This is a genomic window from Streptomyces sp. BRA346 (assembly GCF_052851135.1).
Genome location: NZ_JAIWIH010000025.1, coordinates 106,082 through 127,053, shown reverse-complemented (window position 1 = coordinate 127,053; position 20,972 = coordinate 106,082). Strand labels below are relative to the sequence as shown.

Genomic DNA, 20,972 nt, shown 5'->3' with positions numbered 1-20,972 from the left:
GAGCTGAACCGGTGAGCTGAACCACCGAGCCGAACTACCAGGCGGGCGGCGGCCCGTACCGGTGCTGGCCGGTCGTCGGATCCGCCGTTTCCGCCCCGTCCCCCGGGCCACCCCCCGGACCGTCCGCCGCGGCGCGGCGCCGGGCGGTCAGGATCCATACGCCCAGCCCGATCAGCAGCAGCGAGCCCGTCCCGAAGCTCGTGTAGGCCACCGTCCGGAGCGTGGCGCGATGCTCGCCCGCCGGGCGGCCCATGGGGTCGGGCTGGATCGGCGAGGCCGCCTTGCGGGCCTCCTGCTTCTCGGCGTCGGTGAGCCCGAAGCCCGCCGTGACCGCGTTTCCGGCGTAGGACGGGCCGTCATGTGTCGTGCCCGCGACCCGCAGCCGCAACGTCACCGGAACCGTGCGGTCCAAGTGGGGTTCCACATTCGGGGGATTGAGCGTGACCGCCAGGTAGTAGCCGCCGGTGAGGCTCATGGCGCGCACCGAGTAGTCGGCCTTCGCGTACCGGTTCCCGTACGCCGCCGGGGCGGTGCTGACCTCGGTCTGCGGCCGCTCGCCCTCCTGGGCCAGGGCGGTGCCGCGCTTCGCCAGCCCCCGCGCCGGGTTGTAGGCGCGCATGGCGATCGCCTGCTGGAGCAGCGCGGTGCTCTTGTCCGCCCCGTCGGCGGGGAGTTCGGCGATGGCGGATATCTGCTGTCCCCAGTCGACCGGCACCCGGTAGAAGTGCGTCTCCCCCGGCTCGAAGTCGTCCTGCCACACCCCGGTGGACACCAGCGGCGCGTCGGAGAAGCCCCGCCCGCCCGGCCGCGGCCTGGCGCTGCCGGACGGCGGCCGGGGCGGCTCGGCGTGCCAACTGCCCTGGGGAGCCTGTTCCGTGGAGCCGCCCTTCACCGGCGGCTCCACCATCAGCCGCAGCTCCAGCGGCCAGCTCTCGGGGTCCGCGGAGCCGGCCTGGCGCTCCACGGTGACCAGATACCGGCCCGCCGCGCGGCAGGACGCCACCGAGCCCGAGCCGGTCTGGCGGGTGACGTAGTCGGCGAGGGGATAGGCGACCCCCTTCGTCTCGATCCGCCGGGGGACGGTGTCGCAGATCCCGCCCGCGGGGTTCTTCAGCGTCACCGTGACGCCGTCGCGGTACGAGACGACGCCCGCGCCCGGCCGGGGCGCGGCGACCGCCGAGACGTATGCGGCGGACTTCGCGTCGAGGTCCACGCGGTAGAACCGCTTCTCGCCGGGTCCCAGCCGGTCCGCGTACGTCCGGCCGGGTCTCAGGGACGGGGCGTCCGCGCCGCTCCCGGCGCCGTGCACCGGAGTGCCCCGGACCTCGTACTCCCGGGCCCCCGTGGGGCTGTCGGCGGCCGCGGCCGGGAGCTGCACCGCCATCGTCGCCACGGCGCACAGCGCCGCCACCGCGGTGAGACCGGCCCTGTCCCTGCTGCGGTGTTTCATCGCGTCCCCCCTCGTCGTCCCGGTCGGCATACCGGTCGACCAGCACGTCACTTTTGCTTATGCAAGCGATTCATTTGCGAGAGTAAAGACGAGGGCCCCGACCGCTGCAGCGATCGGGGCCCTCGTAACGGGACTGTGGGGGTCACACACCCGAACCTGCGGGCACGGAGTCGGTCGCCTCCGTCCACAGATCCTGCTCGGCGCGATCCGCCTGGATCTGGCGGTACACGAGGAGCCCGCCGATGGCGGCCAGTGCGACCAGGAGAAGCTTCTTCACCGCGCTACCTCGTCTCTTTCTTGACGTAGGGGACCTCTGGCGCCCGATGATACACACCGACCGATACCGTTCGGTGACCTATGCTCGGCATCGCTCGGGCGGTATCCGGTCATCAACTCGCCGGGCACCCAAATGAATCAGCCTGGACGGAGGATCTCCGTCCAGGCTGATCGCGCCGGTGGGGCTAACAGGACTTGAACCTGTGGCCTCTTCCTTATCAGGGAAGCGCTCTAACCGTCTGAGCTATAGCCCCGCGCTGCACCGAAAGATTAGCGCACCACCTGCCCAGTCCCAAAATCGGTAACGGCGGCGGTCCCCGCTCGGCTATTCGTCCTCGGCGAGCGTCAGCTCCACGCCGCCCACGAAGCCCGCCGACAGGTTGTAGATGAACGCGCCCAGCGTGGCGAGCGCGGTCGCCAGCACCACGTTGATCACGGCGATCACCGAGGTGAACGTCATGACGTGGGGAAGCGACAGGAACGACTCCAGATCGAAGCCGCCGCCCTGCTGCCCCTCCGTGGCCTCGCTGATGGTCCCGCCCACCGCGCTGAAGACGCCCATGGCGTCCATGACCATCCACAGCACCGACGCCGCGACCACCGTGCAGATCCCGAGCGCGATCGCGAGCAGGAAGCTCACCTTCATGACCGACCACGGGTCGACCTTGGCGACCCGCAGCCGCGCCTTGCGCGTACGCGGCGCCGGACGCGCGGCGGGCGCACCGCCGCCCGTGCCGGGGCCCGGACGGCGCGCCGCCGCCCCGTGGGGCTGCTGCCCGGGCACGGCGGGCTGCGCGGAGGTGCCACGGCCGGACGTGGCCGCACCGCCGCCGGGCGGCGGCGCGTAGGCCTGCGGCGGGTGGTACGGCCGCTCGGGCTGCGGCGGGGCGGACCGCTCACTGGGCAGCGGGCTCGACGCCTGCCGCTCGGGCTGCTGCTCGGGCTGGGGGTCCGAGGCGGGCACGGGACGCAGCTTCCGGGTGTCCGTCACCGTGCCCCCGTGGGAGTCGGCTCCGCCCGGGGAATCGGCGGCGGGGCCACGGGCGTCTTTCGCGGCGGACGCACCGCCCGCGGAGGGCGGGGTCTTCGATCCCGGACGCCCTTCGGCCCCCGTACCGCCACCCGCTCCGCCCGTGGCTCCACTCACGACTTACTCCTCGGTGGTCTCGTCGGCCGGGGACTGCGTGCCCCCGGCCGCCTCGGACGCGGCCTCCTCGGCTGCCTCGATCGCGGTCTCGATGACGTCCTCGACCTCTTCAGCCTCACGACCGGCCTCGGCGTTCCGGGCGATGCCGACGACGGCATCGCGCTTGCCCAGGTTGATCAGTTGGACGCCCATGGTGTCACGGCCCGTCTCCCTGACCTCGCTGACCCGTGTACGGATCACACCGCCCCCGAGGGTGATGGCGAGGATCTCGTCGCTCTCCTCGACCACCAGCGCTCCGACCAGCGAACCCCGGTCCTCCACGATCTTGGCGGCCTTGATTCCGAGGCCGCCGCGACCCTGGACGCGGTACTCGTCGACGTTCGAACGCTTCGCGTACCCACCGTCGGTGGCGGTGAACACGAACGTACCGGGCCGGACGACATTCATCGAGAGCAGCTCGTCGTCCTCGCGGAAGCTCATGCCCTTGACGCCCGAGGTCGCCCGCCCCATCGGCCGCAGCGACTCGTCGGTCGCCGTGAACCGGATCGACTGCGCCTTCTTGCTGATCAGCAGCAGATCGTCGTCGGCGGAGACCAGCTCGGCGCCGATCAGCTCGTCCTCGCGGCCGTCGTCCATCTCCCGGAGGTTGATGGCGATCACACCGCCGGAGCGCGGCGAGTCGTAATCCTTCAGCGGTGTCTTCTTCACCAGGCCCGACTTGGTGGCCAGCACCAGATACGGCACCGCCTCGTAGTCGCGGATCGCCAGGATCCGGGCGATCTGCTCGTCCGGCTGGAACGCCAGCAGATTCGCGACGTGCTGGCCGCGCGCCTCCCGGCCCGCGTCCGGGAGTTCGTACGCCTTGGCCCGGTAGACCCGGCCCTTGTTGGTGAAGAACAGCAGCCAGTGGTGGGTGGTCGAGACGAAGAAGTGGTCGACGATGTCGTCCTGCTTCAGCTTCGTCCCGCGCACGCCCTTGCCGCCGCGCTTCTGCGAACGGTAGTCCTCGGTCTTGGTGCGCTTCAGATAGCCGCCGCGGGTGATCGTGACGACGATGTCCTCCTCGGCGATCAGGTCCTCGATGGACATGTCGCCGTCGAAGGGGACCAGCTTGGAGCGCCGGTCGTCGCCGAACTTCTCGACGAGCGCGGTCAGCTCCTCGCTGATGATCTGCCGCTGCCGCTCGGGCGAGGCGAGGATCGCGTTGTACTCGTTGATCTTCGCCTGAAGCTCGTCGTGCTCCTGGATGATCTTCTGACGCTCCAGGGCGGCCAGCCGCCGCAGCTGCATCTCCAGGATCGCGTTCGCCTGGATCTCGTCGATCTCCAGCAGCTCCATCAGGCCGCCGCGCGCGGTGTCGACCGTGTCGCTGCGCCGGATCAGCGCGATGACCTCGTCGATCGCGTCCAGCGCCTTGAGCAGGCCGCGCAGGATGTGCGCCCGCTCCTCGGCCTTGCGCAGCCGGAAGCGCGTCCGGCGGACGATGACCTCGATCTGGTGGGTGACCCAGTTGCGGATGAACGCGTCCAGCGACAGGGTCCGCGGCACCCCGTCGACCAGCGCCAGCATGTTGGCGCCGAAGTTCGTCTGGAGATCGGTGTGCTTGTACAGGTTGTTGAGGACGACCTTGGCGACCGCGTCCCGCTTGAGCACGATGACCAGGCGCTGGCCGGTGCGCGACGAGGTCTCGTCGCGGACGTCCGCGATGCCGCCGATCTTGGCGTCCTTCACCAGGTCGGCGATCTTCTGCGCCAGGTTGTCCGGGTTGACCTGGTACGGCAGCTCGGTGACCACCAGGCACTGCCGGCCCTGGATCTCCTCGACCTCGACGACCGCGCGCATCGTGATCGAGCCGCGGCCGGTGCGGTACGCCTCCTCGATGCCCTTGCGGCCCACGACCAGCGCGCCGGTCGGGAAGTCCGGGCCCTTGATCCGGTCGACCAGGGCGTCGAGCAGCTCCTCCTGGGTCGCCTCCGGGTTCGCCAGGAACCACTGGGCGCCCTCGGCGACCTCGCGCAGATTGTGCGGCGGGATGTTGGTGGCCATGCCCACCGCGATCCCCGCCGATCCGTTGACCAGCAGGTTGGGGAAGCGGGCCGGCAGGACCGTCGGCTCCTGGTTACGGCCGTCGTAGTTGTCCTGGAAGTCGACGGTCTCCTCGTCGATGTCCCGGAGCATCTCCATGGCCAGCGGGGCCATCTTGCACTCGGTGTACCGCATGGCCGCCGCGGGGTCGTTGCCCGGGGAGCCGAAGTTGCCGTTGGAGTCGACCAGCGGCATGCGCATGGACCACGACTGGGCCAGCCGCACGAGGGCGTCGTAGATGGACGAGTCACCGTGCGGGTGGTACGTGCCCATCACGTCGCCGACGACGCGGGCGCACTTGTAGAAGCCCTTCTCGGGGCGGTATCCGCCGTCGTACATCGCGTACAGCACGCGCCGGTGCACCGGCTTGAGGCCGTCCCGGACGTCGGGCAGCGCACGGCTCACGATGACGCTCATCGCGTAGTCGAGGTACGAGCGCTGCATCTCGGTCTCGAGGCCGACCGCCTCGATGCGCATGGCGGCGCCCGCGGCGAGTTCGTCGGGCGTGGTGGGGTTGTTCTCGTCGGCCATTGCTGGTCAAGTCCTTCTGTCGTCTGCGGCTGCGGGTGGCCGACTCAGATGTCGAGGAAGCGGACATCCTTGGCGTTGCGCTGGATGAACGAGCGCCGGGCCTCGACGTCCTCGCCCATCAGGACCGAGAACAGGTCGTCGGCCTGCGCCGCGTCGTCCAGCGTGACCTGGCCGAGGACCCGGCTGTCGAGGTCCATGGTGGTCACGCGCAGCTCCTCGGCGTTCATCTCGCCCAGACCCTTGAAGCGCTGCACCGAGTCGTCCTTGATGCGCTTGCCCTGCTCGCGGCCGGCCTGGATCAGGGCGTCCCGCTCCCGGTCCGAGTACGCGTACTCGAAGTCGTCCCGGCCCCACTTGATCTTGTAGAGCGGGGGGCGGGAGAGGAAGACGTGCCCGGCCTCGACCAGCGGACGCATGAAGCGGAAGAGGAACGTCAGCAGCAGGGTGTTGATGTGCTGACCGTCGACGTCGGCGTCCGCCATCAGGATGATCTTGTGATAGCGGAGCTTGGCGATGTCGAAGTCCTCGTGCACACCGGTGCCGAAGGCCGAGATCAGTGCCTGGACCTCGTTGTTCTGGAGGATCTTGTCGACCCGGGCCTTCTCGACGTTGAGGATCTTGCCTCGGATCGGAAGGATCGCCTGGTACTGCGGGTCACGGCCGGACTTGGCCGAGCCACCGGCGGAGTCACCCTCGACGATGAAGATCTCGCACTTCGACGGGTCGTTGGACTGGCAGTCGCTCAGCTTGCCCGGCAGCGACGCGGTCTCCAGCAGCCCCTTGCGGCGGGTCAGGTCGCGCGCCTTGCGGGCCGCCACCCGGGCCGTCGCCGCCTGGATCCCCTTGCGGATGATGTCCGCGGCCTCGTTGGGGTTCCGGTCCAGCCAGTCGGTCAGGTGCTCGTTGACGATCTTCTGGACGAAGGTCTTCGCCTCGGTGTTGCCCAGCTTCGTCTTCGTCTGGCCCTCGAACTGCGGCTCGCCCAGCTTGACCGAGATGATCGCGGTCAGGCCCTCGCGGATGTCCTCACCGGTGAGGTTGTCGTCCTTCTCGCGGAGCAGCTTCCTGTCGCGCGCGTACTTGTTGATCAGGTACGTCAGTGCGGCCCGGAAGCCCTCCTCGTGCGTACCGCCCTCATGGGTGTGGATGGTGTTCGCGAAGCTGTAGACACCCTCGGAGTACTGGGTGTTCCACTGCATCGCGATCTCGAGGGAGAGCAGCCGCTCCTTGTCCTCGGCCTCGAAGCCGATCACCGTGGGGTGAACCAGCTCGCCCTTGCGGGAGTTGAGGTACGTGACGAAGTCGACGATGCCGCCCTCGTAGTGGTACCGCACGGAGAGCGGCTTGCCCTCCTCGTCCACATGGGCCTCGCGCTCGTCCGTCAGCGAGATCGACAGGCCCTTGTTGAGGAACGCCATCTCCTGGAAGCGCCGGGACAGCGTCTCGAACGAGTACTCGGTGGTCTCGAAGATGTCCCCGTCGGCCCAGAAGGTGACCGTCGTGCCGGTCTCCTCCGTGGCCTCGTTCCGGGCCAGGGGCGCCGTCGGCACGCCGGTCTTGTAGTCCTGGGTCCAGCGGTATCCGTCCGTCTTGACCTCGACCGAGACCTTCGTCGACAGGGCGTTGACGACGGAGACGCCGACTCCGTGCAGACCGCCGGAGACGGCGTAGCCGCCGCCGCCGAACTTGCCGCCCGCGTGCAGGACGGTCATCACGACCTCCACGGCCGGCTTCCCCTCCGAGGGGACGATCCCTACCGGGATCCCGCGGCCGTTGTCGATGACGCGGACCCCGCCGTCGGGGAGGATCGTGACGTCGATGCTGTCCGCGTGACCGGCCATGGCCTCGTCGACGGAGTTGTCGACGACTTCCTGGACCAGGTGGTGCAGGCCGCGCTCACCGGTGGAACCGATGTACATACCGGGTCGCTTGCGGACCGCGTCCAGCCCCTCCAGGACGGTGATCGCACTGGCGTCGTACGACGGCGGAGCCAGGGCCTCGCCGTCGGGGATGGACGTGATGTTTTCGATGGGGTTGCCGGAATCGGCCACGAAGCGCCCTTTCTGGCACAGCACATGCCGTCTCCGGGCAGGCAGGAGCGGCTGCGTCGTTCAACATGTGTCCGCAAGCGCTCGGCGCGCCAGCGGCGACGGTGTACTCGCCCAGTCTACCGGTAGCGCCGACAAGAATGGGGGCTTGCTGGCGCCTGAGTCCGCATGTGCCGCCCTGAACCGGTCGCCAGCGACTCCCCATATGCGGGGACGGGCTCCAAGAGGCTCACACCGCCACTCAGCGCTTCGAGCTGTCAACCACCGGCTACCGTGACCGGGGTCTCAGCCGTCACCCTGTGCTCAGGCGTCCATACGGGCCCGGAAGCGGGCCCGGAGCGACCCTCGGGACGACCGTCGGAGCGACTCCCGGGGCGGGTCCGTACGGGCCCTGCGGGCGGGCACCGTCAGCCGTAGGTGTCACCGGGGCCGGTGCTGCCGGGGGAGCGCAGCGGACCGTAGCGCCGGGGCGGCCCGCCCGGGCCCAGCACCTTGATCAACCGCACCGTGCCCTGCCCGAGATCGGCGTTCAGCCGGGCCACCAGCTGCGGTGCGAGCAGCCGCAGCTGGGTCGCCCACGCCGTGGAGTCGCAGCGCACGGTCAGCACCCGGGCGTCCTCGTCGTACCGCTGGGGCTCACAGTGCTGGGCGACCTCCGGGCCGACCATCTGGGGCCAGCGGCCCATCACCCCGCCGACCGCCGCCGGTGCCTCCCAGCCGCGCTCGGTGATCAGCCGGTTGATCGCCGCCCCGAGCGGGAGCGGATCGCGCCCATCGGCGCGCGCGCCGGAGCGCAAGCCCCCTCGACGCGCCTGCTTCTTCTGCTGGGCGACCGCGCCGCGGGCCCGCGCCTGCTCCTTGGCGGCGCGCAGCGCGACGCGCGCCAGGTCGACGCCCGAGGGCTCGGGGTTCTTCGGGGGCTGATCCGTCATACCCGCCGCACCTCGCCCTCGGCCACCGCGTAGCGCACGCCCGCCAGCACCTCCGGAACGTCCTCCTCCACGGCCGCGGTGACGAGCACCTGCTCACCGGGGGCGACCAGCTCGGCCAGCCGCTCCCGCCGCCGGGAGTCCAGCTCGGCGAAGACGTCGTCCAGCACCAGGACGGGTTCGGCGCCTTCCGCGCGCAGCAGGTCGTACGAGGCCAGACGCAGCGCGAGGGCGTACGACCAGGACTCGCCATGGCTCGCGTAACCCTTGGCCGGAAGCCGCCCGAGCTTGAGGACGAGGTCGTCCCGGTGCGGCCCCACCAGCGTGACGCCGCGCTCGATCTCCTGTTTCCGGGCGTCCGCCAGGGCCACCATCAGCCGCTCGTACAGCTCCTCGCGGCTGCCCGCCGCGGCCAGGTCCTCACCGGCCGAGCCGCGGTACTCCAGCAGGACCGGGCCGCCGCCCGGGGCCAGCTGCTCGTACGCCTTGTCGGCGAGCGGCTGGAGCACGGAGATCAGATCGAAGCGCTGGGCGAGCAACTCGGCGCCGGTCCGGGCCAGATGCTGGTCCCAGACGTCGAGGGTGGACAGCGCCGCGTCACCACTGCCTCCGCCGCGTGAGCCGTGCCGCCGGGCCATCGCCGCGGTCTTCAGCAGGCTGTTGCGCTGCTTGAGCACCCGGTCGTAGTCCGAGCGGACCCCGGCCATGCGCGGCGCACGGGCGGTGATCAGATCGTCGAGGAAGCGACGGCGCTCACCGGGGTCGCCCTTGACCAGGGCCAGGTCCTCGGGCGCGAACAGCACCGTGCGCAGGATGCCGAGCACATCCCTCGGCCTGACCTGCGAGGACCGGTTGATGCGGGCGCGGTTGGCCTTACCGGGGTTCAGCTCCAGCTCGACCAGCTGCTGCCGGTCCCCGTGGACCACCGCGGCCCGGACGACCGCCCGCTCGGCGCCCATCCGCACCATCGGGGCGTCCGAGGAGACGCGGTGGCTGCCGAGGGTGGCGAGATAGCCGACGGCCTCGACCAGATTGGTCTTGCCCTGGCCATTGGGCCCGACGAAGGCGGTGACGCCCGGGCCCAGGGCGACCTCGGCCCGGGCGTACGAGCGGAAGTCGGCGAGCGACAGATGCGTGACGTGCATGGTGGGCTGCGCCGACCTCCCCCGGCAGTACTACACCCTTGAGGTGCTGGTTACTTGGTGTTCTCGACCGCGTGACCGCCGAACTGATTGCGCAGCGCGGCGATCATCTTCATCTGCGGGGAGTCGTCCTGACGCGAGGCGAAGCGGGCGAACAGGGACGCCGTGATCGCGGGCAGCGGCACCGCGTTGTCGATCGCGGCTTCCACGGTCCAGCGGCCCTCGCCCGAGTCGTCGGCGTATCCGCGCAAGCGGGACAGGTGCTCGTCGTCGTCCAGGGCGCGGACGGCCAGGTCCAGCAGCCAGGAGCGGATGACGGTGCCCTCCTGCCAGGAGCGGAACACCTCGCGCACGTCGGTGACCGAGTGCACGGCCTCCAGCAGCTCCCAGCCCTCGGCGTACGCCTGCATCATCGCGTACTCGATGCCGTTGTGGACCATCTTGGCGAAGTGGCCCGCGCCGACCTTGCCCGCGTGGACGGCGCCGGCGCTGCCCTCGGGCTTGAGCGCGTCGAAGATCGGCTGGACCTGGGCGACGTGCTCGGCGGAACCGCCGTACATCAGCGCATAGCCGTTCTCCAGGCCCCAGACGCCGCCGGAGACACCGCAGTCGACGAAGCCGATGCCCTTGGCACCCAGCTCCTCGGCGTGCTTCTCGTCGTCCGTCCAGCGGGAGTTGCCGCCGTCCACGACGATGTCGCCGGGCGACAGCAGCTCGGCCAGCTCGTCGATGGTGGTCTGGGTCGCGACACCGGCCGGAACCATGATCCACACCACGCGCGGACCCTTGAGGTTGCTCACCAGCTCACCGAGGCTGTGAACATCGGCGACGTCCGGGTTGCGGTCGTATCCGATGACGGTGTGGCCTGCGCGGCGAATGCGCTCGCGCATGTTGCCGCCCATCTTGCCGAGGCCGACGAGACCGAGGTCCATCAATGATCCTTATGCCGTAGTCAGTGCGGTTCGTACCCGAGACCGAGCCTACGCCCGCGGGTGTCCGCACAGATGTTGGCTACACCCGCTCATTCGCTCGATTCTCGGCCACTCATCCGCTCAGCCGGACCGGCATGATCAGGTACTTGTACGCCTCGTCCGCCTCGGCGTCCACGGCGGGCTTGCCGCTGAGCAGAGCGGGCTTCGTCGACGTGGTGAACGACAGCTGGGCGACCGGCGAGTCGATCGCGCTGAGCCCGTCGAGCAGGAACGTCGGGTTGAAGGCGATGGAGATGTCGTCGCCGTCGAGCTGGGCGTCGACGCGCTCCACAGCCTGTGCATCATCGCTGGAACCGGCCTCCAGGATCAGCACGCCCTGCTCGAAGCTGAGCCGCACCGGCGTGTTCCGCTCGGCCACCAGCGCCACACGCTTGACGGCCTCGACGAAGGGCGCGGTCTCGATCACCGCGACGGAGTTGAACTCGGTCGGGAAGAGCGTGCGGTACTTCGGCAGGTCGCCCTCGAGCAGCCGGGTGGTCGTACGGCGCCCGGCGCCCTCGAAGCCGATCAGCCCCTCGCCCGCGCCCGAGCCGGACAGCGCCAGGGCGACCGTGTCACCGCTGGTCAGCGACTTGGCGGTGTCCAGCAGCGTCTTGGCGGGGACCAGCGCGACGGCGGAGACGTCCGGCGTCTCCGGCTTCCACAGGAACTCGCGGACCGCGAACCGGTAGCGGTCGGTGGAGGCCAGCGTGACGGTGTCGCCCTCGATCTCGATCCGTACACCGGTGAGCACCGGCAGGGTGTCGTCCCGGCCGGCCGCGATGGCGACCTGGGCGGCGGCGGCGGCGAAGACCTCACCGGGGACGGTGCCGGTCGCGGTCGGCATCTGCGGCAGCGCCGGGTACTCCTCCACAGGCAGTGTGTGGAGGGTGAAGCGCGACGAACCGCAGACGACGGTCACGCGGACGCCGTCGCTGGAGATCTCCACAGGGCGATTGGGGAGAGCGCGGCAGATGTCGGCGAGAAGGCGGCCGGAGACCAGGACCGTGCCGTCGTCCTCCACGTCGGCCTCGACGGAGACGCGGGCCGAGACCTCGTAGTCGAAGCCGGAGAGGCTGAGAGCGCCTTCCTCCGCCTTCAGCAGGATGCCCGCGAGGACGGGCACCGGCGGACGGGCCGGGAGGCTGCGGGCTGTCCAGGCCACTGCCTCCGCGAGTACATCGCGCTCCACCCGGATCTTCACCGGAAACCGCCTCCTGCTGTTGCTGGCTCGCCCTGCTGGCCTTCGTCGTCGGCTGATGTGCCGGAGACCAGTCTGACGCACGCCGCTGACAGTCGGCGCGGCTCGGGGTCAAGTCGGGGCGAGACGTGTCGTGCGGCCCGGCCCGAAGTTGTGCACAGGCCCCACTTCGAAGCGATTTCCCGGCTCTAACTGTGTGGTCGTAGTAGTAGGGCCTGTGGAAACCGTGGAAAACTGCCTTTGTGCAGGTCAGCACCGGTTTTTTGTCCACCGCTCCTGTGGGTGGCGCCCGTGGACAACCCAGTCGTTCTGTGGACGCCGGAAAGTTCTGCACACGCGATGCACAGGAGACGCCCGGTTCTCCCCAGCGGCGTCCCCAGTTTTACCCACCTTCCCCACAGCCCAACCCGGCTCCTTGGTGTGACGCCTTTCACTCGGTCCGGTGAGCGTGACCGTTTCGTTGCCGAACAGTGGACAGGCGTGTGGAGAAGCTGTGGGCAACCGGCCTGTGGCTGTGGGCGGCCGGTGGACAACTCGAAGCACGGCCTGTGGGCAATTCATTTGTCCACAGTCTGTGGACTCTCGTTGACCACAATTCCACACCCGGCTGACCTCGGCCGATCCCATCCTGCACCCCAAGCCTGTGGACGGTTTCGGGACAACGGAGAAGTCCCCAAGGTGTGGACGGTCCATCCGCTGTGGATCTGTGGAGAAGTGGCCTGTCGGAGCACGGAATCGAACAGCCGGGGAGACCGAACGACGAAGGGCGCCCCGGGAGTTGTCCGTCCCGGAGCGCCCTTGTGCGCGTCTGCGGTGCCATTGCGGTCGTCCCAGCGCGCGCCTCAGCGCGTGTCTCAGCGCGTGTCTGTACGGGGTGCCTCTGCGGCCTCCGCGGCCCGCTCAGCCGTTCTTGATGCGGTTGGTCAGCTCGGTGACCTGGTTGTAGATGGAGCGCCGCTCGGCCATCAGCGCCCGGATCTTGCGGTCCGCGTGCATCACCGTCGTATGGTCCCGGCCGCCGAACTGCGCGCCGATCTTGGGCAGGGAGAGATCGGTCAGCTCACGGCACAGGTACATCGCGATCTGCCGCGCCGTGACCAGGACCCGGCTGCGGGAGGCGCCGCACAGGTCGTCCACCGTGTGCCCGAAGTAGTCGGCCGTCGCCGCCATGATCGCGGTGGCGGTGATCTCCGGTGCCGCGTCCTCGCCACCCGGGATCAGATCCTTGAGGACGATCTCGGTGAGGCCGAGGTCCACCGGCTGCCGGTTCAGGCTCGCGAAGGCGGTGACGCGGATCAGCGCGCCCTCCAGCTCCCGGATGTTGCGGGAGATCCGGGAGGCGATGAACTCGAGCACCTCCGGCGGCGCGTTCAGCTGCTCCTGCACCGCCTTCTTGCGGAGGATCGCGATGCGCGTCTCCAGCTCCGGCGGCTGCACATCGGTGATCAGACCCCACTCGAACCGGTTGCGGAGCCGGTCCTCCAGGGTGACCAGCTGCTTGGGCGGCCGGTCGGAGGAGAGCACGATCTGCTTGTTGGCGTTGTGGAGCGTATTGAAGGTGTGGAAGAACTCCTCCTGTGTCGACTCCTTGCTCGCCAGGAACTGGATGTCGTCGACCAGCAGGATGTCCATGTCGCGGTAGCGCTTGCGGAACGCGTCCGCCTTGCCGTCGCGGATGGAGTTGATGAACTCGTTGGTGAACTCCTCGGAGCTCACGTAGCGCACCCGGGTGCCCGGGTAGAGGCTGCGGGCGTAGTGCCCGATGGCGTGCAGCAGATGGGTTTTGCCGAGTCCCGATTCCCCGTAGATGAAGAGCGGGTTGTACGCCTTGGCCGGCGCCTCGGCGACCGCGACCGCCGCGGCGTGCGCGAAGCGGTTGGAGGCGCCGATGACGAAGGTGTCGAAGAGGTACTTGGGATTCAGCCGGGCGGTCGGCTCACCGGGGCCGGACGCGGGCGCGGGCTGCGCGGCGAGCGGGCCGGGGGCGCCGGTCTGCGAGGGCAGGACGGGCGGCCCGCCGCGGGCGCGCTCCAGCGGGTCGGGGAGATCGTGGCGCTGCTGCTCGTACGGCGGACGCTCGGGTACGCCGCCGGGGCCACCGGGGCCACCGGGCCCTCCGGGGCCGCCGTGGTTTCCCGGACCGCCTGGGCCGCCCGGACCACCCGGGCCGCCTGATACCGGGCCTCCCCCGGGGGCGCCCGGACCGGGGCGCTCCGCTCCGGGGCTCCGGTAGTCGCCGCGCGGCTGCTGGTCGTACGGCTGCTGGTCGTAGCCGGACGAGGAGTGCTGTGATGCGTACGGATCGGCCTCGGGGAAGCCGCCGAGCCGGGGCTGCTGCCAGCCGTAGTCGTCATGGGGCCGCTGCCACGCGGCGGGCTCGGGGCGCTGCTGCTGATAGCCGGGGTACGCGGGGCGGGCGGTCGGCAGCTCGTCGGGCGCCTGGCGGCCGTAGCCGTCGCGGCTCTCGTAACTCTCGTAGCCGTCGCGACCGTCCCGGCCGTCGTAACCGTCCCGGCTCTCGTATCCGTCGCGGCGATTCTCATAGCCGTCCCGGCTGTCGCGCTGCGGCTGCTGCGGGACGATCGGCTCGCCGGCCGACTCGTCGACGGTGATCGCGATGCGGATCGGGCGGCCGCACTCCCGGCTCAGCGTTTCGCTGACGATGGGGGCCAGCCTGCCCTCCAGTACGCCCTTGGCGAATTCATTGGGGACGGCCAGCAGGGCGGTGTCGGCGACGAGTGCGAGGGGCTGGCACCGTTTGATCCAGTGCTCGTCCTTGGCCTCGACGCCCTGTCCCCCCTGACCCGTGCCTTCTCCCAGAAGCCGTTCGAGCACGCGTGGCCACACTGCGGCAAGATCGGCAGGTACGTCAGCCACAGGGCACGCTCTCTCACTCGCTGGGTGGGGGACGCCGACATGTCCCACGAAAGGTGGTTCTCGGGACGGGTGGGAAGGAATCGGAGCCTGGCCACGGTAGTCAGGCCGGGGTTCAGGGTTCAAGTCGTTGTCCACAGGGTGTGTACAAATGTGCCATGTGATGTCGCCGGTCGTTCCCTTGCCCCCGCGGGTGGTACGGGTGGGGCACTGTCCGGGCCGTCTGTCGGTTTGACCGGATGGCGTAACCGCGCGTACCGTAACCAGGTCGAGTTGTCGATGGCTGCTGCCGCCTGCCTCCGATGGGCAAGGGTCACGGACTTCATGATCCGTGATCGTGAAGCGGTGCACTCGGGCGTATTGCGAGCTACTCGTGGGCGCACGGTGACAGCCAGGCGATGTACCGCCACTACCCGATTCATTTCTGGAGCCCCCGAGTGAGCAAGCGCACCTTCCAGCCGAACAACCGCCGCCGCGCGAAGACCCACGGCTTCCGGCTGCGTATGCGCACCCGTGCCGGCCGCGCGATTCTCGCGTCCCGCCGTAGCAAGGGTCGCGCCCGCCTGTCGGCCTGAGCAGCCTGACCCAAGGTCCATGACGTGCTGCCTACCGAGCATCGGCTGAGGCGGCGCCAGGACTTCGCGGCCGCGGTACGCCGAGGACGCAGGGCGGGTCGCCCGCTTCTTGTCGTGCACTTTCGCAGCGGCCTCACCAGCAAAAACACGGACCCGCACGCACCTGGGGAGAGTGCTCCCCCGGCGCGTGCGGGTTTCGTCGTCAGCAAGGCGGTCGGCGGTGCCGTCGTCCGCAATCTGGTGAAGCGCAGACTGCGCCATCTCATGCGGGACCGTCTCGATCATTTTCCCGCAGGTAGCCTTGTGGTCGTACGGGCGCTGCCCGGTGCGGGTGAGGCGGGTCACGACCAGCTGGCCCGCGACCTCGACACCGCAGTGCAGCGGCTACTGGGAGGGGTGCCGCGATGAAGTACCCGCTGCTGTGGTTGATCAAGCTGTACCAGTGGACCATCAGCCCCATGTTGGGACCGGTCTGCAAGTACTACCCGTCGTGCTCGCACTATGGCTACACGGCCATTGACCGGCACGGCGCGGTAAAAGGAACGGCGCTGACGGCGTGGCGCATCCTGCGCTGCAACCCATGGTCGCTCGGTGGCGTCGACCACGTGCCGCCCCGGAAGCATCCGGTGTGGCACCAGCGGCTGCGGAACCGCTTCGGCGGGCACTCCGCTGTGGAACCTGCCGCACAGCCCGAGACCCAGCCCAACGCCCAAGGAGCCTGATTCGTGGACACGATCCTCGGTCCTCTTTATGACGTAGTTTCCTGGATCATCGTCCAGTTCCACTCGTTCTACAGCCTCATTTTTGAACGGAACAGTGGCTGGGCGTGGGGTCTGTCCATCGTTTCGCTGGTGGTACTGATCCGTATCTGCCTGATCCCGCTCTTCGTGAAGCAGATCAAGGCGACGCGGAACATGCAGGCGCTCCAGCCGAAGATGAAGGCGATCCAGGAGCGCTACAAGAGCGACAAGCAGCGTCAGTCCGAAGAGATGATGAAGCTCTACAAGGAGACGGGCACCAACCCGCTCTCGAGCTGTCTCCCGATTCTGGCGCAGTCGCCGTTCTTCATCGCGCTCTACCAGGTCCTCAACCACATCGCGAACAACAAGACGGTCGGCGTCATCGACCAGTCGCTGCTGGACAGCGCCCGTAACGCGCACATCTTCGGCGCTCCCCTGTCCGTGAAGTTCATGGACTCCGCCTCGAAGGTCGAGTCCCTCGGCGCGTCGCTGACGGACGTCCGGGTCGTGACGATCACCATGATCGTGCTGATGTCGGCGTCGCAGTTCTTCACTCAGCGCCAGCTGATGACCAAGAACGTCGACCTCTCGGTGAAGACGCCGTTCATGCAGCAGCAGAAGATGCTGATGTACGTCTTCCCGATCATGTTCGCCGTCTTCGGCATCAACTTCCCCGTCGGTGTCCTCGTCTACTGGCTGACCACCAACGTCTGGACCCTCGGCCAGCAGATGTTCGTCATCCGCCGTAACCCGACCCCGGGCAGCGTCGCCTTCAAGGCGCGCCAGGAGCGGCTGCGGGCCAAGGGCAAGCTGAAGGAGGAGCCGGCCGAGGTCGCCGCCAAGGAGGCCGCCGAGACCGCCCGCGCCAACCGCCAGCAGCCCAAGCGGCAGACCAAGTCGCAGCGCACCACCGCGGGCGGCCACGGCCACAGCAAGGCGTCGGCGCAGTCCGGCTCCACGGCGAAGCTGACCAAGTCCGAACAGCAGCAGACGCAGCAGAGCGCGGCGGAGAAGAAGGGCTCGCAGGGCGGCAAGCCGGCCGGCGGCTCGGCCTCCGGCTCCCGGAACACGAAGTCCGGGCAGCGCAAGGGCCAGCAGCGTCCCAAGCACCCGTCCAAGAAGTAACGAAGGAGTCCATCCGTGACGGAAGGCACCACCCCCGCCGCCGAGGGTGTCGACACCCTGACCCGCCTCGAACAGGAAGGGGAGATCGCGGCCGACTACCTCGAAGGTCTGCTGGACATCGCGGACCTCGACGGTGACATCGACATGGACGTCGAGGCCGACCGCGCAGCGGTGTCGATCATCAGCGAATCGACCAGCCGTGACCTCCAGAAGCTGGTCGGGCGCGACGGCGAGGTGCTGGAAGCCCTTCAGGAGCTGACCCGGCTCGCGGTACACCGGGAGACCGGCGACCGGAGCCGGCTGATGCTCGACATCGCCGGATACCGGGCCCGTAAGCGTGCCGAGCTCACCGAGCTGGGCACCAAGGCCGCGGAAGAGGCGAAGGGCACCGGCGAGCCGGTGAAGCTCAAGGCGATGACGCCCTTCGAGCGCAAGGTGGTGCACGACGCGGTGGCCGCCGCCGGACTGCACAGCGAGTCCGAGGGCGAGGAGCCCCAGCGCTGTGTGATCGTCCTCCCGGCCTGACCAGGCCCGGCCTCATGGTCTACCCGGCCCCGTCTGTGCGCAGGCGGGGCCGAATCTTGTCAGCCTTACATCAGCATCAGCGTTCAACACAGTGCTCGGTACGGAAGGACGGTTCCCGTGACGGAAGCAGCGGAGCTCCCCCCGGCGCCCGAGGAGGCTCGGGATGTATTCGGTGAGTGCTTCCCGGAGGCCGTTCGGTATGGCGAGCTGCTGGCCGATGTGGGTGTGACCCGCGGGCTGATCGGCCCGCGCGAGGTGCCGCGGCTGTGGGAGCGGCATCTACTGAACTGCGCCGTGCTCTCCGAGGTGGTGCCCGAGGGCGTCACCGTCTGCGATGTGGGCTCGGGCGCCGGGCTCCCCGGCATTCCGCTTGCCCTGACCCGCCCGGATCTGCGGATCACCCTGCTGGAGCCGTTGCTGCGCCGTACGAACTTCCTGCGGGAAGTGGTGGAGCTGCTGGGCCTGGAGCATGTCACGGTCGTGCGGGGCCGCGCCGAGGAGGTCCTGGGGAAGCTTCCTCCGGTGCATGTGGTCACGGCTCGGGCGGTGGCCCCGCTGGACCGGCTGGCGGGCTGGGGGGTTCCGCTGCTGCGGCCGTACGGAGAGATGCTGCTGCTGAAGGGCGACACGGCCGAGGAGGAGCTGAAGCACGCCCGGGCGGCGCTGAGCAAGCTCGGTGTGGTGGACACCTCGGTGCTGCATGTCGGCGAGGGCATCGTGGATCCGCTGTCCACCGTGGTGCGGGTCGAGGTCGGGGAGAGCCCCGGCGGTGTGCGTTTCGCCGCGAAGCGTGCCAAGGCGGCACGTAAGGCGCCACGGCGTCGCCCCTGAGCCCTCCTGAGCCCTCTGACGTAGGCCGACCGGCCGGACAGGGTGCTCCATACAAGCTGCCTAAACTACGCATACCGGAGTGTCGCGACAGAACAACGGGCTTGCCCGTGCATCGTGTTTCACGTGAAACGTCGCTCCCTGCTGCATGGAATCATCAGTCGCGGTCGTGCGGCGGCTCTGCCCCGCGACCGCCGCCCCCGGAAAGACGTGGATTCATCCACAGGAGAACGGGCCTCGCTGGTTCACAACCCCCAAAGCATGGCAGGCTCTGTGCATCGCGAGCCTGATGTCGAGGAGAGTGAATCCTTGCGGTCCGACGCCAACATCGCGGGGCCGATGACCGATCCGGTCCCCGGCCCCCGTACCGAATCGGCGGGGGAGGACGTTTCACGTGAAACTCCGCCCCCGATGGACGACACCCCTATTGGCCGTGCCGCTCAACTGGCGGTGGAAGCGCTTGGCCGGGCTGGTGAGGGACTGCCCAGGCCGGAGCAGACCCGGGTGATGGTGGTCGCCAACCAGAAGGGCGGGGTCGGGAAGACCACGACCACGGTCAATCTGGCGGCGTCTCTCGCCCTGCACGGCGGACGAGTCCTCGTGATCGACCTCGACCCGCAGGGCAATGCCTCAACGGCGTTGGGGATCGACCACCACGCCGAAGTCCCCTCGATCTACGACGTTCTGGTCGACAGCAAGCCGCTGTCCGACGTGGTGCAGCCGGTGCCGGACGTGGAGGGGCTGTTCTGTGCCCCGGCCACGATCGACCTCGCCGGCGCCGAGATCGAGCTGGTCTCCCTGGTGGCGAGGGAGAGTCGGCTGGAGCGAGCCATTCAGGCCTATGAACAGCCACTGGACTACATCCTCATCGACTGTCCGCCCTCGCTCGGGCTGCTGACGGTCAACGCGCTGGTGGCCGGGGCGGAAGTGCTGATCCCGATCCAGTGCGAGTACTACGCTCTGGAGGGGCTCGGACAGCTCCTGCGCAACGTCGATCTGGTGCGGGGTCATCTCAACCCCAAGCTCCATGTCTCGACGATTCTGCTCACGATGTACGACGGCCGGACCCGGCTGGCCTCCCAGGTGGCGGACGAAGTCCGCAGCCACTTCGGAGGCGAGGTGCTCCGGACGAGCATCCCGAGATCGGTGCGCATCTCCGAGGCCCCCAGCTATGGGCAGACGGTCCTGACCTACGATCCGGCATCGAGCGGTGCGCTCTCCTATCTTGAGGCGGCCCGGGAGATCGCGCTTCGCGGGGTTAACGTGCAGTACGACGCTCAGCACGCTCATGCCCTGCCCATGCCCGAGATCAGCCAGCACGACCAGCACAGCATGCAGGAGGGGATTCAGTGAGTGAGCGACGGAGAGGACTGGGCCGTGGGCTCGGTGCTTTGATCCCTCCCGCGCCGAAGGGGACCGACAACGCCGGACCCACGACGGGCGGGGGGACGGCCACCAATTCAGGGGGCTCGACGTCACCGACTGCGGTGCCGGTACTCACCCAGGAGCGCGGAGTGGCGGCGGCCAAGGTGGCCGCTCTGTCCACGCAGAGCGTTCCACGTGAAACCGAGCCGCCCGCCCCGCCGGAGCAGGAGCCCGAGGCCCCGCCGGCGCCCGTGGTGGACGAGGTGGCCGGGGCGCACTTCGCCGAGCTGCCGCTCGACTTCATCACGCCCAACCCCCGTCAGCCGCGCGAGGTGTTCGACGAGGACGCCCTGGCCGAGCTGGTCACCTCGATCCAGGAGGTCGGCCTTCTCCAGCCGGTCGTGGTGCGGCAGTTGGCGCCGGAGCGCTATGAGCTCATCATGGGTGAGCGGCGCTGGCGGGCCTGCCGTGAGGCGGGGCTGGAGAAGATCCCCGCCATCGTCCGGGCCACCGACGACGAGAAGCTTCTGCTCGACGCGCTGCTGGAGAACCTGCACCGGGCACAGCTCAACCCGCTCGAAGAGGCCGCGGCGTACGACCAGTTGCTGAAGGACTTCAACTGCACGCATGACGAGCTGGCGGACCGCATCGGTCGTTCGCGTCCCCAGGTCTCCAATACGCTGCGGCTGTTGAAGCTCTCTCCCTCCGTCCAGCGCAGGGTCGCGGCGGGCGTGCTCTCCGCGGGCCATGCCCGGGCCCTGCTCTCCGTGGAGGACGCGGAGGAACAGGATCGGTTGGCGCACCGCATCGTGGCTGAGGGGCTGTCGGTGCGGGCGGTCGAGGAGATCGTCACCCTGATGGGGTCGCGGTCGGGCGGTGCTCCCAAGTCGAAGGGGCCGCGGGCCGGTACCCGGGTGTCCCCCGCGCTCACGGATCTGGCGTCCCGGCTGTCGGACCGCTTCGAGACCCGGGTGAAGGTCGACCTCGGTCAGAAGAAGGGAAAGATCGTCGTCGAGTTCGCCTCGATAGACGATCTGGAGCGGATTCTCGGCACCCTGGCCCCGGGCGAAGGACCGGTGCTGGAGCAGCCGCTGTCCGCCGAGGACGAGGCGGCGGACGAGGACGAATGAGGCGCTGACCGTACGGCTTGGCGACACTCC

18 protein-coding genes and 1 tRNA gene are annotated in these 20,972 nt (G+C 69.2%); 8 read left to right on the top strand and 11 right to left on the bottom strand.

Annotated elements, in window-relative coordinates:
- Window positions 1–34 precede the first annotated feature (34 nt).
- The 11 genes from LCH29_RS27725 to dnaA all read right to left on the bottom strand — a co-directional run bounded on the left by LCH29_RS27725 (window position 35) and on the right by dnaA (window position 14,657).
- Window positions 35–1,450: a hypothetical protein gene (locus LCH29_RS27725; protein WP_446464428.1), complete on the bottom strand. Its 1,416-nt coding sequence runs from the start codon at window positions 1,448–1,450 to the stop codon at window positions 35–37.
- Window positions 1,451–1,592: 142 nt separating this feature from the next.
- Entirely contained in the window at window positions 1,593–1,727 is a 135-nt protein-coding gene (locus LCH29_RS27720; RefSeq protein ID WP_003958712.1) for a DLW-39 family protein, read from the bottom strand.
- A gap of 179 nt (window positions 1,728–1,906) precedes the next feature.
- A tRNA-Ile gene (locus LCH29_RS27715) sits at window positions 1,907–1,980 on the bottom strand.
- A gap of 71 nt (window positions 1,981–2,051) precedes the next feature.
- Window positions 2,052–2,873, bottom strand: a complete 822-nt coding sequence (locus tag LCH29_RS27710; RefSeq protein WP_446464427.1) for a DUF3566 domain-containing protein — start codon at window positions 2,871–2,873, stop codon at window positions 2,052–2,054.
- A gap of 3 nt (window positions 2,874–2,876) precedes the next feature.
- Window positions 2,877–5,489, bottom strand: coding sequence for a DNA gyrase subunit A (gyrA, locus tag LCH29_RS27705; protein WP_446464426.1), 2,613 nt, complete (start codon window positions 5,487–5,489; stop codon window positions 2,877–2,879).
- Between the two features lie 44 nt (window positions 5,490–5,533).
- Window positions 5,534–7,564 carry a DNA topoisomerase (ATP-hydrolyzing) subunit B gene (gene gyrB / locus LCH29_RS27700; RefSeq protein ID WP_446464425.1) on the bottom strand — a complete coding sequence of 677 codons (2,031 nt, stop codon included), beginning with the start codon at window positions 7,562–7,564 and terminating at the stop codon, window positions 5,534–5,536.
- Window positions 7,565–7,944: 380 nt separating this feature from the next.
- Entirely contained in the window at window positions 7,945–8,469 is a 525-nt protein-coding gene (locus tag LCH29_RS27695; RefSeq protein ID WP_446464424.1) for a DUF721 domain-containing protein, read from the bottom strand.
- Window positions 8,466–9,611, bottom strand: coding sequence for a DNA replication/repair protein RecF (recF, locus tag LCH29_RS27690; protein ID WP_446464423.1), 1,146 nt, complete (start codon window positions 9,609–9,611; stop codon window positions 8,466–8,468). Before recF ends, LCH29_RS27695 begins: the two co-directional genes overlap by 4 nt.
- 50 nt (window positions 9,612–9,661) lie before the next feature.
- Entirely contained in the window at window positions 9,662–10,540 is an 879-nt protein-coding gene (gnd, locus tag LCH29_RS27685) for a phosphogluconate dehydrogenase (NAD(+)-dependent, decarboxylating) (RefSeq protein ID WP_446464422.1), read from the bottom strand.
- A 112-nt stretch (window positions 10,541–10,652) separates the two neighbouring features.
- Window positions 10,653–11,783: a DNA polymerase III subunit beta gene (gene dnaN, locus LCH29_RS27680; protein WP_123102369.1), complete on the bottom strand. Its 1,131-nt coding sequence runs from the start codon at window positions 11,781–11,783 to the stop codon at window positions 10,653–10,655.
- A gap of 897 nt (window positions 11,784–12,680) precedes the next feature.
- Window positions 12,681–14,657, bottom strand: coding sequence for a chromosomal replication initiator protein DnaA (dnaA, locus tag LCH29_RS27675; protein ID WP_446464421.1), 1,977 nt, complete (start codon window positions 14,655–14,657; stop codon window positions 12,681–12,683).
- 434 nt (window positions 14,658–15,091) lie between these two features.
- Between dnaA and rpmH the strand changes: the two genes are divergently transcribed.
- The 8 genes from rpmH (at window position 15,092) to LCH29_RS27635 (ending at window position 20,942) form a co-directional block, all read left to right on the top strand.
- Window positions 15,092–15,229: a 50S ribosomal protein L34 gene (gene rpmH, locus LCH29_RS27670; protein ID WP_003956500.1), complete on the top strand. Its 138-nt coding sequence runs from the start codon at window positions 15,092–15,094 to the stop codon at window positions 15,227–15,229.
- 24 nt (window positions 15,230–15,253) lie between these two features.
- Window positions 15,254–15,637: a ribonuclease P protein component gene (rnpA, locus tag LCH29_RS27665; RefSeq protein WP_009716484.1), complete on the top strand. Its 384-nt coding sequence runs from the start codon at window positions 15,254–15,256 to the stop codon at window positions 15,635–15,637.
- Complete coding sequence (yidD, locus tag LCH29_RS27660) at window positions 15,634–15,951, top strand: membrane protein insertion efficiency factor YidD (RefSeq protein WP_009716485.1); 318 nt, start codon at window positions 15,634–15,636, stop codon at window positions 15,949–15,951. The genes rnpA and yidD overlap by 4 nt, the downstream gene beginning before the upstream one ends.
- Before the next feature lie 3 nt (window positions 15,952–15,954).
- Complete coding sequence (gene yidC, locus LCH29_RS27655) at window positions 15,955–17,094, top strand: membrane protein insertase YidC (protein ID WP_446464420.1); 1,140 nt, start codon at window positions 15,955–15,957, stop codon at window positions 17,092–17,094.
- A 15-nt stretch (window positions 17,095–17,109) separates the two neighbouring features.
- Window positions 17,110–17,619, top strand: a complete 510-nt coding sequence (locus tag LCH29_RS27650) for a Jag family protein (RefSeq protein ID WP_446464419.1) — start codon at window positions 17,110–17,112, stop codon at window positions 17,617–17,619.
- 117 nt (window positions 17,620–17,736) lie between these two features.
- Complete coding sequence (gene rsmG, locus LCH29_RS27645) at window positions 17,737–18,450, top strand: 16S rRNA (guanine(527)-N(7))-methyltransferase RsmG (RefSeq protein WP_009716488.1); 714 nt, start codon at window positions 17,737–17,739, stop codon at window positions 18,448–18,450.
- A gap of 258 nt (window positions 18,451–18,708) precedes the next feature.
- Window positions 18,709–19,800, top strand: a complete 1,092-nt coding sequence (locus tag LCH29_RS27640) for a ParA family protein (protein ID WP_446464418.1) — start codon at window positions 18,709–18,711, stop codon at window positions 19,798–19,800.
- Window positions 19,797–20,942, top strand: coding sequence for a ParB/RepB/Spo0J family partition protein (locus tag LCH29_RS27635; RefSeq protein WP_446464417.1), 1,146 nt, complete (start codon window positions 19,797–19,799; stop codon window positions 20,940–20,942). The genes LCH29_RS27640 and LCH29_RS27635 overlap by 4 nt, the downstream gene beginning before the upstream one ends.
- Window positions 20,943–20,972 lie beyond the last annotated feature (30 nt).